We start from the raw sequence: 23,313 nt of genomic DNA on the forward strand, positions 1-23,313 counted from the left end.
GCCCCCCTCTGTTCTATCGCGCCGGAACACGAGGGGATATCATGGCCAGGCAGACTTCGCGCCGTCGCATCTGGGGATGGATGTTCTTCGACTGGGCGCAGCAACCCTATGCGACGCTGGGCCTGACCTTCATCTTCAGCCCCTATTTCGCCGCCGTGGCCGCCGAGTATTACCTCGGCACCGGCATGGGCGAGGACGCCGCCAAAGCACAGGCACAGGGGCTGTGGTCCTCGGCGCAGACGGTCTCCGGACTGTTCATCGCCTTTTCCGCGCCGCTTCTGGGTGCCTGGGCCGATGCCTCGGGGCGCAAGATGCCCTGGTTCTGGGGCTTTACCGCGCTGGCGGTGATCTGCGCGGCAGCGCTCTGGGGGCTGCTGCCCGACGGGACCGGGCTGATGATGGCGCTCATCGCCTTCTGGGTCGGCTTCACCGCCAGCGAATCCGCCTTCAACCTCAACAACGCCACCCTGCCCAGCCTCGGCACGCCCGATGAGGTGGGCCGCATCAGCGGCAGCGCCTCGGCCTTCGGCTATTGGGGCGGCGTGGTGGCGCTCTTCGTGATGCTGCTGTTCTTTGCCGAGACCGAGAACGGCACTACGCTGGTCGGACTGGCCCCGGCCTTTGGCCTCGACCCCGAAACGCGCGAGGGCACGCGCTTTGTCGGCCCGTTCATCGCGCTGTGGTTCGCGCTCTTCATGGTGCCGTTCTTCCTGTGGAACCGCGACCCCGGCGCGCTGCGGCAGGAGCGCCCGGGCGGCGGCCAGATCCTGCGCGGGCTGCGCACCAGCCTGCGCGACATGGCCGAGCGGCCCTCCTATCGCAGCTTCCTGCTGGCCTCGATGTTCTACCGCGACTCACTCGCGGCGCTTTATGCCTATGGCGGCATCTATGCGCGGCTGGTGCTGGGATGGGAGATCACCCAGATCGGCGTCTTCGGCATCATCGCTGCCATCGCGGCGGCGCTGCTCTCCTGGGCGGGCGGGCACGCCGATCAGCGGCTGGGGCCGAAACCGGTGATCACCATCTGCGTCTGGCTGCTGATCGCGGTGGGCATCGTCATTATCGGCATGTCGCGCGACCATATCCTCTGGATCTCCCTGCCCGAAGGCTCGACCCTGCCCGATATCGTCTTCTATATCTGCGGCGCGATCATCGGCGGCGCGGGCGGCGCGCTTTATTCCGCCTCACGCTCGATGATGGTGCGCCACACCGACCGCGCCCGCGCGGCGGAGGCGTTCGGCCTCTTCGCGCTGACCGGCAAGGCCACCGCCTTCCTCGCACCCGCACTGATCACTTTTTTCACGCTCTGGACGCAAAGCAATCAGCTGGGCTTTCTACCGGTGATCCTGCTTTTCCTGATGGGGCTGGTTCTGCTACGCTGGGTGCAACCAGACGGAGACAGAGCAGCATGATCCGCACCCTGATCGCCCTCGCCCTGGCCGCAACGGTTCTCACCGGATGCGGCGGAGACAGGCCCGCGCCCGCCCCGAAACAGCAGACAGAGCTGCCGCGCGTCACCGGCGTGCTCTCGACCAAGAACGCCAAGGCGCTCTTCGGCGCCGAGGATCGCGGCTCGCCGCAACAGTCGGCCCCCTTTGGCAGCTATGCCAAGGGCTGCCTCGCCGGCGCCGCGCAGTTGCCCGAGACCGGGCCGACCTGGCAGGCGATGCGGCTGTCGCGCAACCGCAACTGGGGCCATCCGGAGCTCATCGGTTTCGTGCAGGACCTGTCGCGCAAGGCCGCCGCCCAGCCGGGCTGGAACGGGCTCTATGTGGGCGATATCAGCCAGCCGCGCGGCGGGCCGATGACTTCGGGCCATGCCAGCCATCAGATCGGGCTGGATGCGGATATCTGGATGCGCCCCGCCGACAACCTGCATCTGAGCCGCGACGCGCGCGAGAACATCTCGTCGATTTCGATGCGGCGCAGCTCTGGCGCCTTTACCAACAACAACTGGACCCGCGCCCATCACGAGATTCTCAAGGCCGCCGCGCAGGATCCGCGCGTCGCCCGGATTTTTGTCTTCCCCGGCGCCAAGGTTCAGATGTGCAACGACGAAAAGGGCGATCGCGCCTGGCTGCGCAAGATCCGGCCCTGGTGGGGGCATCACTATCACTTCCATGTGCGCCTCTCCTGCCCGAAAGGCGCGAGCGGCTGCGTGAACCAGACCCCGCCCCCCGCCGGTGACGGCTGCGCCGATGCGCAGGCCTGGGTGAACAACATCCTGAACCCGCCGCCGCCCGATCCGAACGCGCCGAAACCCAAGCCCAAGCGCGAACTCACCATGGGAGACCTCCCCGCCCAATGCGCCTCCGTGCTCGCGGCGCGCTAGGCGCCGCCCTGGCCGGATGCCTTGCGCTTGCCGCCGCCGCCAGCGGCGGCGAGGCGGAGTTTTCCGGCAGTTTCACCTGGAGATCGGACGATCCCGCCTTTGGCGGGTTCTCGGGGCTTGAGGTCTCGGAGGACGGCACGCGTTTCACCGCGATCAGCGACCGCACCATGATCGTGTCCGGTCGGCTGCTGCGCCGCGATGGGGAGATCGTCGGGGTGGAGGCGGGCCCGATCGAGCGCCTGCTCGACGCGCAAGGCAAGATTCAGGCGAAAGCACAGGGCGATTCCGAAGGGCTCGCGATCCGCGCCGACGGGCGGCGTTTCGTGTCTTTCGAGGGGATCGGCAGGGTCTGGGCCTATGTCACGCTCGACAAGGCCGCGCGCCTGCCGATCCCCGACGCCTTCAAGTCGCTGCAAAGCAATTCCGGGCTGGAGGCGCTGGCGATCGACGCGGACGGCCGGCTCTATACTTTGCCCGAACGCTCCGGCGCGCTGACCCGCCCCTTTCCGGTCTGGCGCTATGACAACGGCACCTGGACCCAGCCTTTCGACATCCCGCGCCGCGGCGGCTTTCTCGCCGTCGGCGCCGATATCGGGCCGGACGGGCGGTTCTACCTGCTCGAACGCGAGTTCACCGGCTTCGGCTTCCGCAGCCGGGTGCGCCGCTTCGACATGTCGGAGACCGCGCTCAGCGGCGAAAAGACGCTGTTCGAAAGCCCGCTGCTGCGGCACGACAACCTCGAAGGGCTGGCGGTCTGGCAGGATCCGCAGGGCAATATCCGGCTCACGATGATCTCCGACGACAATTTCAACGCCCTTCAGCGCACCCAGTTCGTCGAATACACGGTGCCGGAATCGCTTGCGTCAAAGCCCGCCAGACCTTAAACGGGCGCGTCCGCCGTCCGGGCGGGCCAAGTCCCCGCAACCTTGTCAAAACGGGTCGAGATCCATGACGCGCAGACATCTTCCCGGCATTATAGCCATGGCCGCCATCGTGCTGGCCTCCAATATCCTGGTGCAGTTCCTGTTCGGCCAGTGGCTGACCTGGGGCGCCTTCACCTATCCCCTCGCCTTTCTCGTCACCGATGTGATGAACCGCCTCTACGGCGCGCAGGCCGCGCGCAAGGTGGTCTTTGCCGGCTTTGTCGTCGGCGTCATCTGCTCGCTGATCGGCACGCAGATCATGCTGGAGGGCGATGGCTACACCTATCCGGCGGTCACCCTGCGCATCGCGCTCGGCTCAGGCCTCGCTTTCCTGGTGGCGCAGCTGATGGATGTGGCGATCTTCGACCGCTTGCGCAACGGCGCCTGGTGGCGCGCACCGCTGGCCTCGACGCTGGTGGGCAGCTCGCTCGACACCGCGATCTTCTTCACCATCGCCTTCTCCGGCGCGCTGAGCTTTATCGAGCCCGCCAACGATGTGAGCTGGGCCGGCGAGACGCTGCCGCTGCTGGGCTCGGGCCCGCCGGTACCGCTCTGGGTGTCGCTGGGCGTGGCCGACTGGCTGGTTAAGCTGACGCTCGCCATCATCGCGCTGATCCCCTTCCGTTTGATCGTTTCGAAGGCAGTTTCTGCACGGTCTTTTGCCTGAGCTGCAAAAAACGTTTTGCGAAAGCGGTCGTCCATGGCACGCTAGTCTTGCGTTTTTCAACAGCTGAAAGGAGGTGATCCAGTGTCTAGAGAAACATTGGAGAGAGGTGTCGGAACAGTTCGGAGGGCAGAACGCTAGGGCAGCCCCTGGCGTAAAGGAAACCCGAATTGGCATTGCCTAACCGGCACGCCTCCTTGACGTCTCGAATGGGTCGCCCGACAGGCAGGGCGGCCCATTTCTGTTTTGCACACAACCCCCTATAACGCAGCCATGTTGCAGATCACCGACCGCATCCAGATCGAAGACTGGGAAATCACCGAACAGTTCATCCGTGCCTCCGGGCCGGGCGGGCAGAACGTGAACAAGGTCTCCTCCGCCGTGGAGCTGCGCTTCGAGGCGGAGCGCTCTCCCAACCTGCCCGCGCCGGTAAAGACGCGGCTGCGCAAGCTCGCGGGGCGGCGCTGGACCAAGGAGGGGGCGCTGGTGCTTCAGGTCGACGAGACCCGCAGCCAGGCCCGCAATCGCGAAATCGCCCGCGAGCGGCTGGCCGAGCTGATTCGCAAGGCGCTGGAAAAGCCCCGGCGCCGCATCCCGACCAAGCCGACGCTGGGCTCGAAACGGCGGCGGCTGGAAGGCAAGAAGGCGCGCGGCGAGGTCAAGGCGCTGCGCGGCAAGGTCGATCCCGACTGACCGGGGGCATAAGCCCGAAGGCGCGCGCGGCCCGGACACAGGCCGCGACAGGCGCCGTCAGTTGGAGCAGCGTTTCTCCGCATCCTCGACCGCGGCGGTAAAGCCCAGCAGCGAGAACGTGTCCTGGGTCTGCGTCCCGCGCGAGGAGCGCGCCGTCAGCACCGCATCGGCGCCACGCTTCATCGCGGTGATGATCTTGGCGTCTTCCTGCGGGGTCGCCGGCCAGGCCCATTCGCCCTCGGTATAGAGCTCGAATTCAGAGCCGCTGATATTGACGTTCACCGTCGACCCGCCGGCAAAGGGGTAGCCGCCGGTAAAGGCCACCTGCCCCGTCACATTCGCGCCCGGGCGGTAGAACACCATCAGCAGGATATCGCCGCGCCGCACCGATACGACGCGCCCGTCCTTGGTGTTGACGCTTTCCTTGTAAGTGGTGACGGCCCAGCATTCGCGCGGGTCGTTGCCTTCGAACACGGACCAGTCGGTGATCGCGTTGACCCGGTTCTGGCTCTCTTCCTGGGCCAGCGCCGATGTCGCCGCCAGTGCCAGAAAGGCGCCGCTCAGAACTCCACCGAGAAATGACTTCATACGTGCAGCCTCCAGCTGTCCTTGCCTCAATGCGTGCGGTCAGCGCCTTACCTGTTTCGGCTATTTCGGCAGCGCAACCATTTTCTACTCGACGGCGCGAGGATAGCCTGAAAAATACGGTGTCATAAACCCCCCGTTGGCAAGATATCGCTTAGTTGTGAGGTCACCCCATGGCTGCCGCCGCTGAACCTATGGTTGAAATCCACCGCGGACCGCTGGCGGAAAGCCTGCATGCCGGCCACGCGGTCATCTGCGACGAAACCGGGCATATCGTGCAGGCCTGGGGCGATCCGGGTGCGCTCATCCTGCCGCGAAGCTCGGCGAAGATGATTCAGGCGCTGCCGCTGGTCGCCTCCGGCGCGGCAGAGGCGCAGGGGCTGACCGTGCCGCAGCTCGCGCTGGCCTGCGCCTCGCATCAGGGCGCGCCGGTCCATGTCGCGGCGGTAAACGCCTGGCTCGCCGATCTCGGGCTCACCGACGACGATCTGCGCTGCGGACCTGAGCCGTCGCGCGACAAGGCGCTGCGCTTTGCAATGATCCGCGACGGGCAGAGCCCCTGTCAGGTGCACAACAACTGCTCGGGAAAGCATGCGGGCTTTCTGACCCTGACCCGGCATCTGGGCGCGGGGCCGGACTATGTGGATCCCGACCATCCGGTGCAAAAGGCGGTGAAAGAGGCCTTCGAGACCGTGACCGGGCAGGACAGCCCCGGCTTTGGCATCGACGGTTGCTCGGCGCCGAATTTCGCCACCACCATGCACGCCATGGCGCGTGCCATGGCCTGGTATGCCGGGGCGGCGAAACGCGACGACACGCTCAGCCGGGCCGCCGCGCGGCTGGTGGAGGCGATGATGGCCTATCCAGAGCTGGTCGCGGGCGAGGGCCGCGCCTGCACCCTGCTGATGCGCGCCGCAAAGGAGCCGGTGGCGATCAAGACCGGGGCGGAGGGCTATTTCATCGCCATCCTGCCGCAGCGCGGGCTGGGCGTTGCGCTCAAGATCGCCGACGGCGCCACCCGCGCCTCCGAGGCGGCCTTTGCCGCGATCATGGTAAAGCTCGGTGTGCTGGACCCGGCGCATCCAGACGTGAAGCGCTTTCTGAACCCCGAGATCCGCAACAAGCGCGGCATCGTCACCGGTGAGATCCGCGCGGTGCTGTAGGGTGGGCAATCTGCCCACCGTGTGCCTGCGCTAACCTCGGGAAACGGTGGGCAGGATTGCCCACCCTACGCGAAATCGCTCTGAGCATAGCCCTGGAGATAGAGCAGCGCGGTCAGGTCGCCGTGGTTCACCCGCAGATCGCATTGCGCCTGCACCGAGGGTTTGGCGTGCAGCGCCACGCCAAAACCGGCACGACCCAGCATGCCCAGATCGTTGGCGCCGTCGCCCACCGCCAGCACATCCGCCTCGGAAAGACCCAGCCGCGCAGTGATCTCTTCCAGCGCCTGCACCTTGGCCTCGCGCCCGAGGATCGGACGGGCCACATCGCCGGAAAGCCTGCCACCCTCGGTCAGCAGCGTATTGGCGCGGTTCTCGTCGAACCCCACCAGCGCCGCCACACGCGCGGTAAAGGCGGTGAACCCGCCCGAGACCAGCGCGGTATAGGCGCCCTGCGCCTTCATCGTCGCGACCAGCGTCTTGCCGCCGGGCATCAGCGTGATGCGGGCGTCCAGCACCTTGTCGATGACGCTTTCCGGCAGATCCTTCAGCAGCGCCACACGCTCGGTCAGCGCGCCCTCGAAATCCAGCTCGCCGTTCATCGCCCGCGCGGTGATCTCCTTCACATGCGCGCCGACGCCGGCCTCTTCGGCCAGCTCGTCGATGCATTCCTGCTGGATCATGGTCGAATCCATATCCGCCAGCAGCATCTTCTTGCGGCGCCCTTCAGCGGGCAAAAGGTTCAGGTCGGCCTGATCGGCGATGGAGCCGCGCAGCTCTTCGAGATTGGCGGGCGGCGTCTCCAGCGGAAATTCCGCCGCCTCACCGCGCGCCAGCCAGACCGCCTCGCCGCCGCCCAAAGCGTTGCGCAGCGCCGAGACCAAGGCCGGGTCGAGAGCGCCCGGGCGGGCGATGAGCGAAACGATATACATGGGCAGGGCCTCCGGATCCGATGCGAGGCGCTTCTGGCACGGGGACGCGGCTTTGGCCAGCCCTGCGCAGCCTGGCGAGGGCGGGAGCGAGGGGCCAGCCCCTCGCGCACCCCGGGATATTTCGGGCCAATGGAAACAACCGGGGTCGTCCGAGGGGCGGCTTGTTGTCCGCATCCTGCCCTGCGAAGCATCGTAGGGGGATTCCCCTGCCGGATCAGCGCTCGGTGAGTTTCAGCTCGATCCGGCGGTTCTGCGCCCGCGCCTCGGGTGTGTCGGCGGGGTTGATCGGCTGGTACTGGCCGAAGCCGTTGGCCGAGAGCCGCTCGGGCGGGATGCCGAGGAAGTTCACCAGATAGCGCACCACCGAGAGCGCCCGCGCCTGGCTCAGCTCCCAGTTATCGGCAAAGGCCGCGCCAGGACGCAGCGGGATATTGTCGGTATGGCCGTCGACCCGCAGCACCCAGTCGATACCCTCGGGAATGTCGTCCATCACCCGGCGCAGGATGCCGGCGATCTTGGCGATCTCGCGCTCGCCCGCCGTGGACAGCTCCGCCTCGCCCTGAGCAAAGAGCACCTCGGAGGAGAAGACAAAGCGGTCGCCCTCGATCCGGATGCCCTCCTGCGCGCCGATCACGTCGCGCAGCCGGCCGAAGAATTCCGAGCGGTAGCGCTCCAGGTCCTTGGCCTGTTCCTCCAGCCGCTTGCGCTCCGCTTCTTCGAGCTGGCGCCGGCGGCGTTCCTCGGCGGCAACCCGGGCCAGTGCCGCGTTCAGCTCGGAGCCGAGATTTTGCAGCTGCACCTGCGCCTCGGCATCGCGCTCGCGGGCATCGTCGAGCAGCGCCTGCAAGTCGCCAAGCTGGTTGCGCAGCGCAGCGACCTGCTGGTTGAGCAGCTCCGTCTCGCGTTCCGCCGCCCCGGCGCGCTGTTCTGTGTCGTCAAGCTCGGAACGCGCCTGCGCCAGAAGCGCCGCGCGCTGCTCGGCATCCGAGAGACTGGCCTCCGCCTCGGCTTCTGCGGCGGCGCGTGCCGCGACGGCGGCGGCCAGCCGTTCGCGCAGATCTTCGGCGGAGCTTTCCGCCGCGCCCTGCGCCTCCAGCGCTGCCGCGAGCCGCGCCTGCAAGCCCTCGGCATCGCCCGCCTCTTCGCGCGCCGCCGCCAGCGCCTGCTCGGTCTCGTCCTGACGCAGCAGCGCGGCGGCCAGCCGGGCGTCGAGATCCTCCTCCGCCGCGCGCGCGGCGGCGAGCAGGGTCAGCGTCTCCTCGGCCTTCTGGCGCTGCTCTTCCAGCGCCATGCTTATCGCCGTCAGCTCGGCATCGGCGTTTTCCAGACGCTTGCGCAGGGCCGCCGCCGCCTCGGCCTCGGCCAGCCGCTGCGCCTCTTCCGCGCTCAGCGCCTGTTGCAGCTCGTCCACCTGCGCAGAAAGCCCGCCCATGGCGCTGTCCTGCTCGGCAGCTTCCGCCCGCAGATCGGCGACCAGCGCCTCCAGCGCCTCGCGCCGGGCGGCGGCGAGGCGGGCGGTCTCTGCCTGCGCATCCACCTCCTGCCGCGCCGAGGCCAGCGCCAGGTTCAACGCGTCGCGTTCCGAGACCAGCGACTCGCGCGCCGCTTCCAGCTCTTCCTGCGTGGCGGTCAGCTCCGCCACCTCGCCCAGCGCCGCGTCACGCTCGGACAGCAGCGCCGCGACCTGATCCTCGAAAGAGGCGATGCGCGCCTCTGCCGCCGACAGTTCATCGGCCTGCCGGTCGCGCGTCGCGGTGAGCGAGGCGATGATGCTCTGCTGCTCCAGAAGCCGCGTCTCGGCATCGCTGAGCGTGGTTTCCAGCTCGCCCAGCCGGTTGGTCAGCCGCGTGTTGGTGCGCTCCTGAAGGCCCAGCTTTTCCGCCAGTTCCGCCACCTCGGAGGAGAGCCGCCCCAGCTCGCTTTCCTGCCCGGTGATCGTGTCGCGCAGCACCGACTGGATCACCATGAAGATGGTCAGCACGAACATCAGCACCAGCAGCAGCCCGGTCATCGCGTCGACGAAGCCGGGCCAGATATTGGCCTGGAACCGTGCCCCCGTGCGCCGCGACAGCGCCATGGATCAGGTCTCGCCCTTGCCGCCGGCGCCGGTCGGGCGCATCGGGCGGATGGTCACCGATTGCGGCTGCGGCTGGCTGGCGATCTTGCCCAGCGTGCGGTTCAGCGCGGTCAGGTCGGTGCGCAGCTCGGCCATGCTTTCCTGCCGTCCGGCAGAGACCTCTTCCAGCAGCCGCAGCATCTGCACGTCGATCGAGCGCAGCCGCATGCGGCTTTCGGCGTCGAGCCCCTCGGCGGTCTCGCGCTCGGCCAGCACCTCGGCCAGCCGTTCCTGCCCTTCGGCGATGCGTGCCAGCGAGTTGGCCGAGGGTGCCGTGGCCTCCAGCCGTTCGGTCATGCGCTCGACCGAATCCGCAAGCTGGCCCAGCCGCGCGTCGACCTCGTTCTGGCCCTCCTGCGCGCGGGCGAACATCAGCGTCAGCCGCTCCATCTGGTCGGTCATCTGGTCGAGCACCTGCGCCACCAGCCCGGTTTCGCCACCGCTCTCGCCATCGCCGGAAAAGCTCAGCTTGGTGATCGAGCTGAGCCATTCCTCGAGCTCGCGGTAAAAGCGGTTCTGGCCGTGGCCGGCGAAAAGCTCCAGCAGCCCGACGATCAGCGACCCGGTGAGGCCCAGCAGCGAGGAAGCAAAGGCGACGCCCATGCCGCCGAGCTGGCTTTCGAGCCCGCTCATCAGCCGTGAAAAGGTCTGCATGTTGCTCTCGCCCTCGGCGGGGGCGAGGCTGCGGATCGTGTCGACCAGCGCGGGCACGGTGGTGGCCAGCCCGTAGAACGTACCGAGCAGGCCGAGAAAGATCAGCAGCGAGACCAGATAGCGGGTGATCTCGCGCGCCTCGTCGATCCGCGTGGCGACGGAATCGAGGATCGAGCGGGTCGAGGTGGTGGTGATCTGCATGCGCCGGTCACGGCGGCGCAGCATGGTGGCCAGCGGCGCCAGCAGGCGTGGCGGCCGGGCGCCGGCATCGCGGTCGGAGGTGAACTGCTCGATCCAGCGCACCGACTGGATGAGCTGCGCCACCTGCCAGAAACAGGCCAGCACGCCCAGCACGAAGACAAAGAGGATGAAGCCGTTGAGATAGGGGTTTGCCTGAAACACCGGCAGCACCCTCGGCAGGGCGAGAAACCCGCCTGCGCCGCACAGGCCGAGTACCACCAGCATCAGGGCGATCTGGCGGAAGGGCTGACTGAAATGCGGCTCTGCCTCGAGGTCGGGCTTGTCCATCATGGACCCTGACGGGTTATTCACGTTGCCCCGACCCTATTGCGGCAAGTGTTTCAAGCCAAGCGGTTATCCACAAGTTGCCGCACACGATCCCGCAACCAGTGCAGTTCCGCATCGGGTATGCCCAATTCGTCGAGATGCGTGGCGGTGTTGTAGAGATATTCGGTGTTCGGACCGCGCCCGCCCACGGCGGTGGCGATGATCCCCGCCTGCTCCTCCAGCGGCAGCCCGCCGCAATACTGGACGTGATTGGCGTCGATCACATAGGTCACCGCCTCGATCCGCCGCCCGTCGCGCAGATCGACGGGCAGCACCTTCTCCAGATAGGCCGCCGAGACCAGCTCGCGCTCGCGCAGATAGGCCAGCGTCTCCTCTTCGGTGCCCTCGGCGGCGCGCAGCGCCAGCCCCTCGCAAAGCGCGCCGGGCTGTTCGTCGAGCGCCAGCACGAGGCCCGGAACCTCTTCGCTGCCGCGGTGGTGGATCGAGCGCATGCAGAAGCTGCGGCGATAATCGGGCAGGCTGGCATGCGCCTGCTCCGCCACCTCGAAGCCGGGATTCCACAAGAGCGAGCCGTAGCCGAAGACCCATAGCGCCATGGTTCTGGTCCTTTCCTTTGCCGGGCTGTAAACACCATCCGGAGAGACCGTTAAAGGGGGGCTTACCGGTGAAGCGTCTGACACTTCTGGTGATCGCTGCGGCGCTGGCCTGGTCGGCCTACTGGGGCTGGTCGGCCTGGGCGCAGCGGCAGGCCATCAAGGCCTGGTTCGAGGACCGGCGCGCCGAGGGCTGGGAAGCCTCTTACGACGATCTTTCGATCCAGGGTTTCCCCAACCGGCTCGACACCAGTTTCACCGGCCTGCTGCTGGCCGATCCCGACAGCAACACCGTCTGGGAGGCGCCGTTTCTGCAAGTCTTGCAGGTGGTCTATTCCCGCGATCATGTGATCGTCGCCTTCCCCGAGAGCCAGCGCATAAGCCATGATGGCAATGCCTACGAGATCACCGCGCAGGGGCTCCGGGCGAGCCTCGTGCGCGACGGGGGCGAGCTGCTGCGCGCCAATGCCGAGGCCGAGGTGCTGAACGTCTCGGGCGAGGCACCGCTGGCGCTCTCCGGCCTCACCGCCGCCATCTCGCGGCTGGAGGAGTCCGACAGCCGTTATCGCATCGCGGTCAATGCCGAGGGCATCGCCACCGGCGGCGCGGCGCTGCCCGGCGGCAGCGAGGACGGGCTGCGGCTCGACAGCACGGTGACGCTGGAGGCGCCGCTGCGGCTGGAAGACTATACCGAGGCGCGCCCGACCCGCATCGAGATCGCCCGCGCCGAGCTCGGCAAGGACGCGCTGCGCCTCTCCGCCGCCGGCGCCGCGGATGTGGACCGCAGCGGGCGGCTGGACGGCGAGCTGTCGCTGCGGGTCGAGAACATGGACGAGGCCATCGCGGCAGAGCGCGCCGCCGGTCGGGTGCCGCCGGAAATCCTGACGCTGATCGAGGGCGCGGCGGACCTCCTGTCCGGGCTTTCGGGGCGCGACGACCGGATCGACCTGACCTTCGAGTTTCGCGAGGGCAAGACCTGGCTGGGCTTCCTGCCGCTGGGCCCGGCGCCGAAGCTGCGCTGAGCCCGCCGGCGGGTCAGTCGTAGACAGCGGTGCGGGCGTTGATCTCGTTATGCAGGGTCACGACCTCTTCGGGCCATGTGCTCTTGATATAGGCGAGCGTGTCGAGAATCTCGGCCTCGCTCAGGATATCGCCATAGCCGATCATATTGGATTTGTAGCTACCGCCGACCAGCGCTTCGGTGCCGTGGGTAACGATTTCCAGAAGCTGCGCGTCGGGGTGATGCCAGGTATGGCCGGTCGGATCGTGCGGCGGCGCGGGCAGGTAGCCGTCGGCGTCGCGCTCTTTCCAGTCCGGCTCGCCTTGGAGCTGCGCGCCGTGGCAGGAGGCGCAATTCTCGGCATAGAGCCGCGCGCCGTTTTCGACCCGCGCCGCATCCTCATAGGGCAAAAGCCCCGGGTCGGGCGCCGCCGTCATCTGCGCAAGCGCCCAACCGCCGCCGCCCAGCAGCACAACCGTTCCGAACGCCACACCGATCCTGTTCATCGCCATCCTCCTTGCCACGCGCAGTATTCGCGCGCGGCGACCCGCGATCAATTCACGCTCGCGTCAGGAGCCTAGCCCACCGGGATATTGTCGATGAGGCGCACGCCGCCGATCCATGCCGCCGCCAGCAGCCGCGCCGGGCGCTCGGCCTTGGGCAGAGGCGCCAGCCCCTCCGCCGCGCGCAGTTCCAGATATTCGACCTCGTCGAACCCCGCCGCGACGATCTCGGCCTTGGCGAGCGGTCGCAGCGTGGCGATCTCGGCGCCAGCCATGAGCTTGTCGGCCATGCCCCGCATCGCGCGGTTCAGCGCCGGCGCCGCCGCGCGCGCCTCGGGCGGCAGCAGCAGGTTGCGCGAGCTGAGCGCCAGCCCGTCCGCCTCGCGCACGGTGGGGCAGCCGATCACCTCGACGGGAATGTCGAGATCGGTGGCCATGCGGGTGACCACCTGCAATTGCTGATAATCCTTCTCACCGAAATAGGCCCGGTCGGCCCCGGTCTGGAGGAAGAGCTTTGACACCACCGTGGTCACGCCGTCGAAATGCCCGGGACGGTGCGCGCCGCAAAGCCCCTCGGTCAGCCCCGCGACAGAGACCGTGGTGGCAAAGCCCTCGGGATAGATCTGGTCGGGATCGGGCACATAGATCACGTCGACGCCGAAGGGCGCGAGCTTTTCCGCGTCCTGCTCTTCGGTGCGGGGATAGTTCTCCAGATCCGAGGCGCTGTTGAACTGGCGCGGATTGACAAAGATCGTCACGATCACCCGGTCGCAGGCGGCTTTGGCGGCTTCGACAAGGCTCAGATGCCCGGCATGCAGCGCGCCCATCGTGGGCACCACGCCAACCACCTCGCCCGCGCGTTTCCAGCCCGACACACGCTCGCGCAGCGCCGCTTTCCGGCGCAGGATATCGGTCATTTCTTTTGCTCCGGCAGGGTATCGGCAAAGACATGTTCGGGCGCGGGAAAGCGCCGCTCGCGAACCTCCGTCGCGTAATCGGCAATCGCCGCCTCGGCCTGCTCTCCCAGCGTCGCGTAGCGCTTGACGAATTTCGGCTTGAACGCGGTAAAGAGCCCCAGCATGTCGTCGACCACGAGGATCTGGCCGTCACAACCCGCCGAAGCGCCGATGCCGATGGTGGGGATCGGGATCGCCCCGGTCACCCGGTCGGCCAGCGTCTCGGGCACCTTTTCCAGCACCACCGCAAAGGCGCCGGCCTCGGCCACCGCCTCCGCATCGGCGAGCAGACGGTCGGCGGCAGCGCCCCGTCCCTGCACCTTGTAGCCGCCCAGCGTGTTGATCGACTGCGGCGTCAGCCCGATATGCGCCATCACCGGCACGCCGCGCGCCACCAGAAAGGCAATCGTCTCGGCCATGGTGACACCGCCTTCGAGCTTCACCGCCCCAGCGCCGGTCTCGGCCATCAGCCGGGCGGCGTTGCGATAGGCCTGCGCCGGGCTCTCCTCGTAGGAGGCAAAGGGCATGTCGACCACCATCATCGCCCGGCTCAGCCCGCGTTTCACCGCCTGGCCGTGCAGGATCATCATCTCCATGGTGACGCCGAGGGTCGATTCCAGCCCGTGCAGCACCATGCCGACGGAATCGCCGACCAGCACGAAATCGCAATGCGCATCCATCAGCTGCGCCATGGGGGTGGTGTAGGCGGTCAGGCTGACCAGCGGCTCGCCGCCCTTGCGGGCGCGAATGTCGTCCGGCAGCGGCGCGGTCTTGCGCGCGGTTGCGCTCATGGGATCCTCCTCCTGGGCACCAAGGCTGGGGCGGTCTAGCAGCCGGGCCCCTGCAAATCCAGCCCGTATCGGCTTGAACCGTCCGGGAAATTGGGCACACTTCCGCAATCCCCGGGCCAATTGCCCGCCCCCCGGAATGGAGTGCCCCATGCCCCGTCTCGCCCCCGCTCTCGCCGCGCTGATCCTTTCCGCACAGGCGGCGCTCGCCCAGCAGAGCGACCTGACCATCGCCCTCCAGCTCGAACCGCCGCATCTCGATCCGACCTCCGCCGCCGCCGGCGCCATCGACAGCGTGCTTTATTCCAACGTCTTCGAGGGGCTGACGAAATTCACCGAGACCGGTGCCATCGTGCACGGGCTGGCGGAAAGCTGGGAGATTTCCGAGGACGGCACCGTCTACACCTTCCATCTGCACGAGGGTGTGACCTTTCACGACGGCAGTACGATGGACGCGGAGGATGTGAAGTTCAGCCTCGACCGCGCCCGCGCCGAGGACAGCCTGAACGCGCAAAAGGCCCTGTTCGCCGGTATTTCCGAGGTCACCGCGCCCGATCCGCTGACCGTACAGGTGACGCTCGCCGAGCCCGATGGCAATTTCCTCTTCAACATGGCCTGGGGCGACGCGGTGATCGTGGCGCCCGAAAGCATCGAGGGCATCGCGCAGCAGCCCGTGGGCACCGGCCCCTTCGCCTTCGACCGCTGGGTGAGCGGCGACCGGATCGAGCTCAGCCGCAATGCCGGGTACTGGGGCGAGGCGCCGGCGCTCGAACATGTCACCTTCCGCTTCATCTCCGACCCGACGGCGGCCTTCGCGGCGATGATGGCGCAGGATATCGACGCTTTCGCCGGTTTCCCCGCGCCCGAGAACCTGCCGATGTTCGAGGCCGATCCGCGCTTTCAGGTGCTGGTGGGATCGACCGAGGGCGAAACCATCCTCGCCATGAACAACAAGAACGGCCCGCTGGCGGAGAAGCCCGTGCGCGAGGCCATCGCCCATGCCATCGACCGGCAGGCGATCATCGACGGCGCCATGTTCGGCCAGGGCACGCCGATCGGCACGCATTTCGCGCCGCACAATCCCGATTACGTCGATCTGACCGGGCTCTCGGACTATAATCCCGAAAAAGCCAGGACGCTGCTCGCAGATGCCGGCTATCCGGACGGCTTCACCACCACGCTGAAACTGCCGCCGCCCTCCTATGCCCGGCGCGGCGGCGAGATCGTGGCGGCGCAGCTGCGCGAGATCGGCATCGAAACGCAGATCACCAATCTGGAATGGGCGCAGTGGCTGGAAGAAGTCTTTCGCGGCAAGGATTTCGGCCTGACCATCGTCAGCCATACCGAACCGCTCGACATCGGCATCTATGCCCGGCCCGACTACTATTTCCAGTATGACAACCCGGAGCTTCAGAAGCTGATGGCCACGCTCGCGGCGACCTCGGATCCGGCGGCGCGGTCGGAGATGCTGAAACAGGCGCAGACCGTGATCGCCGAGGATTACGTCAACGGCTATCTCTTCCAGCTCGCCTACCCCACAGTGGCGGATGCGCGGCTCGAAGGGCTGTGGCAGAACCAGCCGACCCAGGCCACCGATCTGAGCGCGGTGCGCTGGAGCGAATAGCCCGCGCTACTCCGCGACCATAAGGCGCTGCGCCCGGGCGGGCACCGTCTCGACAAAGGCAAGACAGGCGCAGCGCAGCAGCGAGGTGAAGTTTTCCGGCTCGCCGCGCTGCTCCAGCACCTCCGCATGCAGGGTCGACAGGAAGGCGGGCGTGCTGACGCCCTCGCGCGCGGCGATTTCGTCGAGGATGGCCCAGAAGGCGTTTTCCAGCCGGATGCTGGTGCTCTGACCGTTCAGCCGCAGCCGCCGCGTCTCCGAGGCGTAGCGCTGCGGATCCTGCCCCGCAAAGACCTGACACATGGGCCTGCCCCTCTTCTGCACCACCGGGCGCTCAGCTTAGGAACAAAGCCGGCGCCTGTCCATCAGGCCGGCGCCGGGTTCGGCAGGCGCCCGGCCTCGGCGGCCATCATGAGCCCGCATTCGCGCACCACCCCGGCGATCTCGGTCAGCCGCTCGGCCAGCGGCGAGCTGTTGCGCCAGACCATGCCCACGGTGCGCGCCGGCTGCGCGCCGACAAAGCGCGAGACGGAAACGGCGGTGGCGCGGGTCTCGACCGGAACCGCCATTTCCGGGATCAGCGTCACCCCGATCCCCGCCGCCACCATCTGCACCAGCGTCGACAGCGAACTGCCGTCCAGCATCTCACGCGGGAGCGCCGACTGCACCTTGCAGAACGAAAGCGCCTGATCGCGGAAGCAGTGCCCCTCCTCCAGCAACAACAGCCGCATCTCGCGCAGTTTCTCGCGCGAGGGAACCGGGCTGCCGGCATCCTCGCTCGGGCGGATCAGCACGAAATCCTCGTTGAAGAGCGCCACCTCGGTCAGCGAGGGTTCCGAGACCGGCAGCGCGACGATGGCCGCATCCAGCCGGCCCTCGGACAGCTCCGCGATCAGCCGGCTGGTCAGCGTCTCGCGCATATGGATGTCGAGCCCGGGATAAAGCTCGCTCAGACGCCGGATCAGCGAGGGCAGCAGATAGGGGGCGATGGTGGGAATGACACCGATGCGCAGCCGCCCGACGAAATGGTCCTTGGAGGCGCGGGCGAGATCGCCCAGCTCGTCGAGCGCGCGCAGGATCTCGCGCGCACGGGGGGCGAATTCCTCGCCGACATGGGTCAGCCGCACCTGCCGCGGGCCGCGCTCGAAGAGCGTCACACCCAGCTCGGCCTCCAGCTCCTTGATCTGGAGCGAGAGCGCCGGCTGGGTGATCGAGCAGGCCGAGGCGGCCCGGCCGAAATGCTTGTGCAGCGCCAGCGCGTCGAAATAACGAAGCTGTTTCAGGGTGAGGTTTGCCATTTGGGAAACTTATCAGAGCGGTGTGAGTCACGAAATAGGCCGCATGGATCGGCTTTGCCAGAGGGCCCGCCCAATACCCTCGCACGCCCCCTCGCCCAGGGCGTCGCCGCGCCGCTCCGGCGCTCTGCAAAACATCCGATTTTGCAGTGCAGCAAGGCCCGCAGCGCCTCCGGCAACCCGGCTGACACGCAAAATGACATAGGCAAAAGGTTTGTCGTCTGGTAATCTTTTAGGCAGGGAGGAAGACAATTGGACATTTTTTCGAAGCGTGACGGACCGCGCTCAGAGGATGTGCGCGCAAAGCGCATGATCGCTGAAAATTCGCAGGTCATCCGAAAGCTCGCCGATCAGATCAGCGGCGGCGGCTATACCGCCATGCAGCAACAGAAGGCGCAAAAACCGCCGCAGCCCAAAGGGTTGATCATCCACGACCTGGGCGGCGCGCGCGATGCCTCCGACCCGGAACCCTATGTGAAGGTCAGCCTCAACAATCGGGTGGTTCTGGCGGACAAGCGCAGCGGCCGGCAGCTACACCTTCTGGGGGAGATTCGCGGCAGCTTTCCCGCCCCCCGTTTCGTGCTCGCCACCGCCGAAAACGGCTTCTTCTCGCCGCTGCCCGAAGAGGTTTCCGGCGCGCTTGCCGAGCTCGACGGCACCCAGATCACGCGCGATTTCGGCGAAAAACAGCTTGCCGCTGGCATCGCGCAGCATCTCGGCCTGAGCTGAGACGGCCTCCGGGCCGCCCGGCCCGGGCGCCATGACATCCGTGACAGAGCAAGTTTTGGATTCCGAGCTACGTATGGGCCGCACAAGCTATTTCCAACGTCATCATAAACCCGGGGGCTCACCGTCCCCCGATCCCGCCATTGCGGAGTATCGCGAGGATCAGACCCGGCAGGCCTGGGAAGACATCGTCAGCGGTCAGGCGCTGGCCGATCCCGAAGTCTCGCCGGTGCGCAGCGAGATCGCGCAGTCCTGGCAGCGCAGCCTGAATCTCGGCGTCGATGCCAAGAAACAGCACTCGCGCAAGATCGAGGCCGAGGACGATCTGCACAGGCTGCGCCGCCGCAACGCCTGCCTGCGCCGCGCGGCGCGGGCCGCCTTTGCCCGGCTCGCCCCGCATCTGGCCGAGGCCAATGCAATCCTGATCCTGACCGACAAGGAGGGGGTGATCATCGACGCCATCGGCGATCACTCGGTGCTCGACGAGGGGCAGGAAATCCATCTCGAAATCGGCGGGATCTGGAACGAGGACGCCATCGGCACCAACGGCATCGGCACCGCGCTCAAGACCGGCAAGCCGACCTATGTGCACGCCGCCGAGCATTTCTGCCAGGGCGTGCAGAGCTGGACCTGCGCCGGCGTGCCGATCTTCGATCCGTTCGACCGGTCGGTGATCGGGGTGGTGGATCTCTCCGGCCCGCCCGCGATCTTTCGCCGCCACAATATCGCGCTGGTGGTCGCCGCCGCGCGCGAGATCGAGATCGCGCTCGCCGAGCAGCAGCGCGAGGAGCGCACGGTGCTGCTCGAGGCGTTTCTGAATTCGGATGTCAGCCGTCCGGGCAACGGCGTGCTGCTGCTCGACAAGGTCGGGCGCATTCTCTACCGGCGCGGGCTCGACGCGCGGCTGCACCTGCCCCGCCCGGAGCTGGCGGTGGGCAAGCAGCTTCTGACGCTGAGCGCCAGCATGAGCGACGGCGATATCGCCGCCGCGCTGCCGCCGGAAATCGAGGCGGACGGGATCGAGCGGCTGGAATACGAGGGCCGGCTGCGCGGCGCGGCGCTGTTCCTCAAGCCCAGCCCCAGCCCGCGCGTCCGGCAGGAGGAGACGGTGCGCATCACCCCAAGGCCGAACGTGCAGGAGGACGAGATCGTCATCGTCGGCAACGCGCCCAAGATGCTGGAATCCATCGAGCTTGCCGAGCGCGCCGCCGCCGCCGGGGTCACGGTGCTGATCCAGGGCGAGACCGGCACCGGCAAGGAGCTTTTCGCGCGGCTGGTTCACAGCCGCCTGACACGCAAGGATGCCGCCTATGTGACGGTGAACTGCGCCGCGATCTCCAAGGAGCTGATCGGCGCCGAGCTCTTCGGCCATGTGGAGGGCGCTTTTACCGGCGCGCTGCGCGGCGGCAAGGCGGGCAAGTTCGAACAGGCCGATGGCGGCGTGCTCTGCCTCGACGAGATCGGCGACATGCCGCTGGAATTGCAGCCCTATCTGCTGCGCGCGCTGGAGCAGAGGGCGGTCTACCGGATCGGCGACAGCGCCAGACGTCCGGTCAATGTGCAGCTCGTTGCGATGACCAACCGCAACCTGCGCGACGATGTGGAGACCGGTCGCTTCCGCCGCGATCTGTTCTATCGCATCGGCATCGTCGCCATCGAGGTGCCGCCCCTGCGCGAGCGCGGCACCGATGTGCTGGCGCTGCTGGAACATTTCAACCTCGCCTTCGGACAGCGCTTCGACAACGCGCCGCTGCGCTTCTCGCCGCGGGTGCTCGACCGGCTGCAACGCTATCGCTGGCCGGGAAATGTGCGCGAGCTGCGCAATCTGGTGGAACGGCTGCACCTGCTGAAGACCACCGGCGAGGTCGGGCTGACGAACCTGCCGGGCGAGATCCTGGAAACGCCGGACGGGCTGGGCTTTTCGGTCTCGGGTTTCGACAGCGGCGACAGCGCGGTCAATCTGGAGAATGTCGAGGCCATGGCCATCCGCCGCGCTATGTCCTCCGAAAAGGGCAATCTCACCCGCGTCGCCGCGCGGCTCGGGATCTCGCGCCCGACGCTCTACCGCAAGATCAAGCAATACGGCATCCCGCGCGACTGATCCCCGTCATCGCGCCGCGCCGCACCACTGGACCTGAGCGCCTCTTGGCCTTACCTGTTGGCACAACAGGAGACCGTCATGACCAAGCCCCCGCTCACCCTTCACCTTGCCGCGCCGCGCGGGTTCTGCGCCGGCGTCGACCGGGCGATCAAGATCGTCGAGATGGCGCTCGAGAAATGGGGCGCCCCGGTCTATGTGCGACACGAGATCGTACATAACAAATTCGTCGTCGACGGGCTGCGCGACAAGGGCGCGGTCTTTGTCGAGGAGCTGGAGGAATGCCCGCTCGACCGACCGGTGATCTTTTCCGCCCATGGCGTGCCAAAGGCGGTGCCCGACGAGGCGGCGCGGCGCGAGATGGTCTATGTGGATGCCACCTGCCCGCTGGTCTCCAAGGTCCATATCGAGGCGGCGCGGCATCACGAGAACGGCTTGCAGATGATCATGATCGGCCATGCCGGCCATCCCGAGACCATCGGCACCATGGGCCAGCTCCCCGAGGGCGAGGTGCTGCTGGTCGAGACCGTGGCCGATGTGGCGCAGGTCGAGGTGCGCGATCCGGGGCGGCTGGCCTTCGTCACCCAGACCACGCTCTCGGTCGATGACACGGTCGACATCGTCGCGGCGCTGAAGGCGCGCTTTCCGCAGATTATCGGCCCGCACAAGGAAGACATCTGCTACGCCACCACCAACCGGCAGGAAGCGGTCAAGGCCATCGCACCGGACTGCGACGCGCTGCTTGTGGTGGGGGCGCCCAACTCGTCGAATTCGAAACGGTTGGTCGAGGTCGCCCGCAAGGCCGGCTGCGCCTATGCCCAGCTTGTGCAGCGCGCCGACAATATCGACTGGCGCGCGCTCGACGGTATCCGTTCGGTCGGCGTGACCGCCGGCGCCTCGGCCCCCGAGGTGCTGATCGACGAGGTGATCGACGCGTTCCGGGAGCGCTACGACGTGGAGGTGAGACTGGTGGAAACCGCACAGGAAAACGTGGAATTCAAGGTGCCGCGCGTGCTGAGGGTTCCGGCATGATCTCGGCGCAGTTCCTGCTGACCGCGCTGGTCGTGGTGCTCGCCCCCGGCGCGGGCGTGGTCTACACGCTGGCCATCGGGCTGGGTCAGGGCCGCCGCGCCGCGATCTGGGCGGCGCTCGGCTGCACCTTCGGCATCGTGCCGCATCTGCTGGCGGCGATGCTGGGGCTGGCGGCGCTGCTGCACACCTCCGCGCTGCTCTTCACCACCGTGAAGCTCGCCGGCGCCGCCTATCTGCTCTGGCTGGCGTTTCAGGCGCTGCGCTCCACCGGGGCGCTGGCGGTCACCGCCTCGCAACGGGCCGAGACCGGCCCCCGCACCGCCAAGCGCGGCGCGCTGCTCAATATCCTCAACCCCAAGCTGTCGCTGTTCTTTCTCGCGCTGCTGCCGCCCTTCCTGTCGGGCAACCCGGCCAGCGCCAATGCCGAGATGCTGCTGCTGGGCGGCGTCTTCATGGCGATGACCTTTGCGGTCTTCGTGCTTTACGGGCTCTTCGCCGCCCGCGCCCGCGACTGGCTGCTCGGCAGCGAGCGTGCCATGCGCTGGCTCAACCGGTCCTTTGCGGCGATCTTCGCACTGCTCGCCGGGCGCCTCGCGATGGAGCGCGCATGACCGCCCCGATCCCGCGCAGCGCGCTGCTCCTCGCCATTGCGGGGCTGCTGCCGTTTCTCTGGGGCGTCGTAACCCTGCTGGTCGACCCGCTCTACGACATCGCCTACCGCAATCTCGGCGGTCGCTTCGTCGCGCCCTATGTGCAGCTGAATTACGGTCAGGTCATCCTCGCCTTCATGTCCGGCGTGCTCTGGGGCTTTGCCACCAGGGCGCGCGCCGAACAGGCGGCGATCTGCTACGCGCTCTCGGTCATCCCGGCGCTCTGGGCATTCTTCATGGCCGGCGGCGGACCGGTCTCGGCGGCGATGAACCTGATCTTCGGCTATCTCGGCCTGCTGGCGCTCGACTGGCAGTTCTGGCGCTGGGGGCTGGCCCCCGGCTGGTGGATGCGGCTGCGCCTGCCGATGACGCTGGCGGTCATCGCCTGCCTGCTCGTGGGGGTGTTCCGGTGAGCGACGACGAGACCCTGCGCGTCTACGAGACCCGCGCCGCCGATTACGCCGATATGGCCCGGCAAGAGCCCTATCCGACGCTCCGCGCCTTCGCCGCCGCCCTGCCCGAGGCCGCGCATGTGCTGGATTTCGGCTGCGGCCCGGGGCTCGACGCGGCGCATATGGCGGCGCAGGGCTGCACCGTCGAGGCGCTCGACGCCTCCGCCGAGATGGTCCGCCTCGCCGCCGCCCGCCCCGGCGTGTCGGCACGGCAGGGCAGTTTCGACGATCTGACGGCAGAGACCACCTATGACGGCATCTGGGCCAGCTTCAGCCTGCTGCACGCGCCCCGCGCCGACATGCCCCGCCACCTCGCCGCCATCGCCCAGGCGCTGAAACCCGGCGGGCTGCTCGGGCTCACGCTCAAGGAAGGCACGGGCGAGAAACGCGACCGACTCGGACGGTTCTACACCTATTACACCGAGGCCGAGCTGCGCGCTCTGCTCGCCGCTGCCGGGCTCACCGTCACGCAGGTGACGCGCGGCTCCGGAACCGGGCTTGACGGCACCGCCTCGGACTGGATAAGCGTCACCGCCTATGCCTGAGCTTTATGCCTATACCGACGGAGCCTGCTCCGGAAATCCCGGCCCCGGTGGCTGGGGCGCCCTGCTGCGCGCCATGGATGGCGACAGCATCGTCAAGGAGCGCGAGCTCAAGGGCGGCGAGGCCGAGACCACCAACAACCGGATGGAGCTTCTGGCGGCGATCAACGCGCTGGAATCGCTGTCGCGCCCCTCGACCATCACCGTGATCACCGACAGCGCCTATGTGAAGAACGGCGTCACCGGCTGGATCCACGGCTGGAAGCGCAACGGCTGGAAGACGGCCGCCAAGAAACCGGTGAAGAATGCCGAGCTCTGGCAGCGGCTCGACGAGGCGCAGAAACGCCATTCGGTGACCTGGGAATGGGTCAAGGGCCATGCCGGCCACCCGGAGAACGAACGCGCCGACGAGCTGGCCCGCGCCGGCATGGCGCCCTTCAAGCCGGGCAACGGAAAGTGACGCGGGGGGC

At 67.5% G+C, this 23,313-nt stretch carries 25 protein-coding genes; 15 read left to right on the forward strand and 10 right to left on the reverse strand.

Going from position 1 to position 23,313, the window contains the following annotated elements; translation table 11 throughout:
* Positions 1 to 41 precede the first annotated feature (41 nt).
* The 5 genes from I6N89_RS15520 to arfB all read left to right on the forward strand — a co-directional run bounded on the left by I6N89_RS15520 (position 42) and on the right by arfB (position 4,612).
* Positions 42 to 1,412 (forward strand): MFS transporter, encoded by a 1,371-nt coding sequence (locus tag I6N89_RS15520; RefSeq protein ID WP_207019332.1) that lies wholly within the window; start codon positions 42 to 44, stop codon positions 1,410 to 1,412.
* On the forward strand, positions 1,409 to 2,332 hold the full coding sequence (gene mepA, locus I6N89_RS15525; protein ID WP_207019333.1) for a penicillin-insensitive murein endopeptidase: 924 nt from the start codon (positions 1,409 to 1,411) through the stop codon (positions 2,330 to 2,332). The genes I6N89_RS15520 and mepA overlap by 4 nt, the downstream gene beginning before the upstream one ends.
* Positions 2,305 to 3,216 carry an esterase-like activity of phytase family protein gene (locus I6N89_RS15530; protein WP_207019334.1) on the forward strand — a complete coding sequence of 304 codons (912 nt, stop codon included), beginning with the start codon at positions 2,305 to 2,307 and terminating at the stop codon, positions 3,214 to 3,216. Before mepA ends, I6N89_RS15530 begins: the two co-directional genes overlap by 28 nt.
* A gap of 64 nt (positions 3,217 to 3,280) precedes the next feature.
* On the forward strand, positions 3,281 to 3,922 hold the full coding sequence (locus I6N89_RS15535) for a queuosine precursor transporter (protein ID WP_207019335.1): 642 nt from the start codon (positions 3,281 to 3,283) through the stop codon (positions 3,920 to 3,922).
* Between the two features lie 270 nt (positions 3,923 to 4,192).
* Positions 4,193 to 4,612 carry an alternative ribosome rescue aminoacyl-tRNA hydrolase ArfB gene (gene arfB / locus I6N89_RS15540; protein WP_207019336.1) on the forward strand — a complete coding sequence of 140 codons (420 nt, stop codon included), beginning with the start codon at positions 4,193 to 4,195 and terminating at the stop codon, positions 4,610 to 4,612.
* Positions 4,613 to 4,669: 57 nt separating this feature from the next.
* Here arfB and I6N89_RS15545 read toward each other — a convergent pair whose 3' ends face one another.
* The gene (locus tag I6N89_RS15545) at positions 4,670 to 5,200 is read right to left on the reverse strand and encodes an invasion associated locus B family protein (RefSeq protein WP_207019337.1); all 531 of its coding nucleotides are present in this window, start codon (positions 5,198 to 5,200) and stop codon (positions 4,670 to 4,672) included.
* A 170-nt stretch (positions 5,201 to 5,370) separates the two neighbouring features.
* Between I6N89_RS15545 and I6N89_RS15550 the strand changes: the two genes are divergently transcribed.
* A complete protein-coding gene (locus tag I6N89_RS15550; RefSeq protein WP_236016668.1) occupies positions 5,371 to 6,360 on the forward strand; it encodes an asparaginase in 990 nt (329 codons plus the stop codon).
* Between the two features lie 65 nt (positions 6,361 to 6,425).
* On the opposite strand, the gene serB is transcribed toward I6N89_RS15550, so the two are convergent.
* From serB to I6N89_RS15570, 4 genes are all read right to left on the reverse strand, one after another.
* The gene (gene serB / locus I6N89_RS15555) at positions 6,426 to 7,289 is read right to left on the reverse strand and encodes a phosphoserine phosphatase SerB (RefSeq protein WP_207019338.1); all 864 of its coding nucleotides are present in this window, start codon (positions 7,287 to 7,289) and stop codon (positions 6,426 to 6,428) included.
* Between the two features lie 214 nt (positions 7,290 to 7,503).
* Positions 7,504 to 9,366 carry a peptidoglycan -binding protein gene (locus I6N89_RS15560; RefSeq protein ID WP_207019339.1) on the reverse strand — a complete coding sequence of 621 codons (1,863 nt, stop codon included), beginning with the start codon at positions 9,364 to 9,366 and terminating at the stop codon, positions 7,504 to 7,506.
* A gap of 3 nt (positions 9,367 to 9,369) precedes the next feature.
* On the reverse strand, positions 9,370 to 10,587 hold the full coding sequence (locus tag I6N89_RS15565; protein WP_207019340.1) for a biopolymer transporter ExbB: 1,218 nt from the start codon (positions 10,585 to 10,587) through the stop codon (positions 9,370 to 9,372).
* A 53-nt stretch (positions 10,588 to 10,640) separates the two neighbouring features.
* On the reverse strand, positions 10,641 to 11,183 hold the full coding sequence (locus tag I6N89_RS15570) for a gamma-glutamylcyclotransferase (protein WP_207019341.1): 543 nt from the start codon (positions 11,181 to 11,183) through the stop codon (positions 10,641 to 10,643).
* Positions 11,184 to 11,251: 68 nt separating this feature from the next.
* On the opposite strand from I6N89_RS15570, the gene I6N89_RS15575 reads away from it, so the two are divergent.
* Entirely contained in the window at positions 11,252 to 12,202 is a 951-nt protein-coding gene (locus tag I6N89_RS15575; protein ID WP_207019342.1) for a DUF2125 domain-containing protein, read from the forward strand.
* Between the two features lie 13 nt (positions 12,203 to 12,215).
* On the opposite strand, the gene I6N89_RS15580 is transcribed toward I6N89_RS15575, so the two are convergent.
* The 3 genes from I6N89_RS15580 to panB all read right to left on the reverse strand — a co-directional run bounded on the left by I6N89_RS15580 (position 12,216) and on the right by panB (position 14,430).
* On the reverse strand, positions 12,216 to 12,686 hold the full coding sequence (locus tag I6N89_RS15580; RefSeq protein WP_207019343.1) for a c-type cytochrome: 471 nt from the start codon (positions 12,684 to 12,686) through the stop codon (positions 12,216 to 12,218).
* A gap of 71 nt (positions 12,687 to 12,757) precedes the next feature.
* Positions 12,758 to 13,600, reverse strand: a complete 843-nt coding sequence (gene panC / locus I6N89_RS15585) for a pantoate--beta-alanine ligase (protein ID WP_207019344.1) — start codon at positions 13,598 to 13,600, stop codon at positions 12,758 to 12,760.
* Entirely contained in the window at positions 13,597 to 14,430 is an 834-nt protein-coding gene (gene panB / locus I6N89_RS15590) for a 3-methyl-2-oxobutanoate hydroxymethyltransferase (RefSeq protein WP_207019345.1), read from the reverse strand. Before panB ends, panC begins: the two co-directional genes overlap by 4 nt.
* 148 nt (positions 14,431 to 14,578) lie before the next feature.
* On the opposite strand from panB, the gene I6N89_RS15595 reads away from it, so the two are divergent.
* On the forward strand, positions 14,579 to 16,051 hold the full coding sequence (locus I6N89_RS15595; RefSeq protein ID WP_207019346.1) for an ABC transporter substrate-binding protein: 1,473 nt from the start codon (positions 14,579 to 14,581) through the stop codon (positions 16,049 to 16,051).
* A 6-nt stretch (positions 16,052 to 16,057) separates the two neighbouring features.
* Here the strand turns inward: I6N89_RS15595 and I6N89_RS15600 are convergent, their stop codons facing one another.
* Positions 16,058 to 16,351, reverse strand: coding sequence for a ribbon-helix-helix domain-containing protein (locus I6N89_RS15600; protein ID WP_207019347.1), 294 nt, complete (start codon positions 16,349 to 16,351; stop codon positions 16,058 to 16,060).
* A gap of 62 nt (positions 16,352 to 16,413) precedes the next feature.
* A complete protein-coding gene (locus I6N89_RS15605) occupies positions 16,414 to 17,346 on the reverse strand; it encodes a LysR substrate-binding domain-containing protein (RefSeq protein WP_207019348.1) in 933 nt (310 codons plus the stop codon).
* 249 nt (positions 17,347 to 17,595) lie between these two features.
* Here I6N89_RS15605 and I6N89_RS15610 point away from each other — a divergent pair, with 249 nt between their 5' ends.
* From I6N89_RS15610 to rnhA, 7 genes are all read left to right on the forward strand, one after another.
* A complete protein-coding gene (locus I6N89_RS15610; protein ID WP_207019349.1) occupies positions 17,596 to 18,072 on the forward strand; it encodes a hypothetical protein in 477 nt (158 codons plus the stop codon).
* A gap of 73 nt (positions 18,073 to 18,145) precedes the next feature.
* A complete protein-coding gene (locus I6N89_RS15615; RefSeq protein ID WP_207019350.1) occupies positions 18,146 to 20,170 on the forward strand; it encodes a sigma-54-dependent Fis family transcriptional regulator in 2,025 nt (674 codons plus the stop codon).
* Positions 20,171 to 20,248: 78 nt separating this feature from the next.
* Positions 20,249 to 21,199, forward strand: coding sequence for a 4-hydroxy-3-methylbut-2-enyl diphosphate reductase (gene ispH / locus I6N89_RS15620; RefSeq protein ID WP_207019351.1), 951 nt, complete (start codon positions 20,249 to 20,251; stop codon positions 21,197 to 21,199).
* On the forward strand, positions 21,196 to 21,810 hold the full coding sequence (locus tag I6N89_RS15625; protein ID WP_207019352.1) for a LysE family translocator: 615 nt from the start codon (positions 21,196 to 21,198) through the stop codon (positions 21,808 to 21,810). Before ispH ends, I6N89_RS15625 begins: the two co-directional genes overlap by 4 nt.
* Positions 21,807 to 22,262 carry a DUF3429 domain-containing protein gene (locus I6N89_RS15630; protein WP_207019353.1) on the forward strand — a complete coding sequence of 152 codons (456 nt, stop codon included), beginning with the start codon at positions 21,807 to 21,809 and terminating at the stop codon, positions 22,260 to 22,262. Before I6N89_RS15625 ends, I6N89_RS15630 begins: the two co-directional genes overlap by 4 nt.
* Positions 22,259 to 22,846, forward strand: coding sequence for a class I SAM-dependent methyltransferase (locus tag I6N89_RS15635; protein ID WP_207019354.1), 588 nt, complete (start codon positions 22,259 to 22,261; stop codon positions 22,844 to 22,846). The genes I6N89_RS15630 and I6N89_RS15635 overlap by 4 nt, the downstream gene beginning before the upstream one ends.
* Positions 22,839 to 23,303, forward strand: a complete 465-nt coding sequence (gene rnhA / locus I6N89_RS15640) for a ribonuclease HI (protein ID WP_076700599.1) — start codon at positions 22,839 to 22,841, stop codon at positions 23,301 to 23,303. The genes I6N89_RS15635 and rnhA overlap by 8 nt, the downstream gene beginning before the upstream one ends.
* The last annotated feature ends 10 nt before the right edge of the window (positions 23,304 to 23,313 follow it).

Source organism: Salipiger abyssi (assembly GCF_017311415.1).
Classification (GTDB): Bacteria; Pseudomonadota; Alphaproteobacteria; order Rhodobacterales; family Rhodobacteraceae; genus Salipiger; species Salipiger abyssi_A.

What these genes read in the sequence shown, in the direction of transcription:
- I6N89_RS15520 (WP_207019332.1), top strand. Translation starts at nt 42, where the DNA reads ATGGCCAGGCAGACTTCGCGCCGTCGCATCTGGGGATGGATGTTCTTC.
- mepA (WP_207019333.1), top strand. Translation starts at nt 1,409, where the DNA reads ATGATCCGCACCCTGATCGCCCTCGCCCTGGCCGCAACGGTTCTCACC.
- I6N89_RS15530 (WP_207019334.1), top strand. Translation starts at nt 2,305, where the DNA reads ATGCGCCTCCGTGCTCGCGGCGCGCTAGGCGCCGCCCTGGCCGGATGC.
- I6N89_RS15535 (WP_207019335.1), top strand. Translation starts at nt 3,281, where the DNA reads ATGACGCGCAGACATCTTCCCGGCATTATAGCCATGGCCGCCATCGTG.
- arfB (WP_207019336.1), top strand. Translation starts at nt 4,193, where the DNA reads ATGTTGCAGATCACCGACCGCATCCAGATCGAAGACTGGGAAATCACC.
- I6N89_RS15545 (WP_207019337.1), bottom strand. Translation starts at nt 5,200, where the DNA reads ATGAAGTCATTTCTCGGTGGAGTTCTGAGCGGCGCCTTTCTGGCACTG.
- I6N89_RS15550 (WP_236016668.1), top strand. Translation starts at nt 5,371, where the DNA reads ATGGCTGCCGCCGCTGAACCTATGGTTGAAATCCACCGCGGACCGCTG.
- serB (WP_207019338.1), bottom strand. Translation starts at nt 7,289, where the DNA reads ATGTATATCGTTTCGCTCATCGCCCGCCCGGGCGCTCTCGACCCGGCC.
- I6N89_RS15560 (WP_207019339.1), bottom strand. Translation starts at nt 9,366, where the DNA reads ATGGCGCTGTCGCGGCGCACGGGGGCACGGTTCCAGGCCAATATCTGG.
- I6N89_RS15565 (WP_207019340.1), bottom strand. Translation starts at nt 10,587, where the DNA reads ATGGACAAGCCCGACCTCGAGGCAGAGCCGCATTTCAGTCAGCCCTTC.
- I6N89_RS15570 (WP_207019341.1), bottom strand. Translation starts at nt 11,183, where the DNA reads ATGGCGCTATGGGTCTTCGGCTACGGCTCGCTCTTGTGGAATCCCGGC.
- I6N89_RS15580 (WP_207019343.1), bottom strand. Translation starts at nt 12,686, where the DNA reads ATGAACAGGATCGGTGTGGCGTTCGGAACGGTTGTGCTGCTGGGCGGC.
- panC (WP_207019344.1), bottom strand. Translation starts at nt 13,600, where the DNA reads ATGACCGATATCCTGCGCCGGAAAGCGGCGCTGCGCGAGCGTGTGTCG.
- panB (WP_207019345.1), bottom strand. Translation starts at nt 14,430, where the DNA reads ATGAGCGCAACCGCGCGCAAGACCGCGCCGCTGCCGGACGACATTCGC.
- I6N89_RS15595 (WP_207019346.1), top strand. Translation starts at nt 14,579, where the DNA reads ATGCCCCGTCTCGCCCCCGCTCTCGCCGCGCTGATCCTTTCCGCACAG.
- I6N89_RS15600 (WP_207019347.1), bottom strand. Translation starts at nt 16,351, where the DNA reads ATGTGTCAGGTCTTTGCGGGGCAGGATCCGCAGCGCTACGCCTCGGAG.
- I6N89_RS15605 (WP_207019348.1), bottom strand. Translation starts at nt 17,346, where the DNA reads ATGGCAAACCTCACCCTGAAACAGCTTCGTTATTTCGACGCGCTGGCG.
- I6N89_RS15615 (WP_207019350.1), top strand. Translation starts at nt 18,146, where the DNA reads ATGGGCCGCACAAGCTATTTCCAACGTCATCATAAACCCGGGGGCTCA.
- ispH (WP_207019351.1), top strand. Translation starts at nt 20,249, where the DNA reads ATGACCAAGCCCCCGCTCACCCTTCACCTTGCCGCGCCGCGCGGGTTC.
- I6N89_RS15625 (WP_207019352.1), top strand. Translation starts at nt 21,196, where the DNA reads ATGATCTCGGCGCAGTTCCTGCTGACCGCGCTGGTCGTGGTGCTCGCC.
- I6N89_RS15630 (WP_207019353.1), top strand. Translation starts at nt 21,807, where the DNA reads ATGACCGCCCCGATCCCGCGCAGCGCGCTGCTCCTCGCCATTGCGGGG.
- rnhA (WP_076700599.1), top strand. Translation starts at nt 22,839, where the DNA reads ATGCCTGAGCTTTATGCCTATACCGACGGAGCCTGCTCCGGAAATCCC.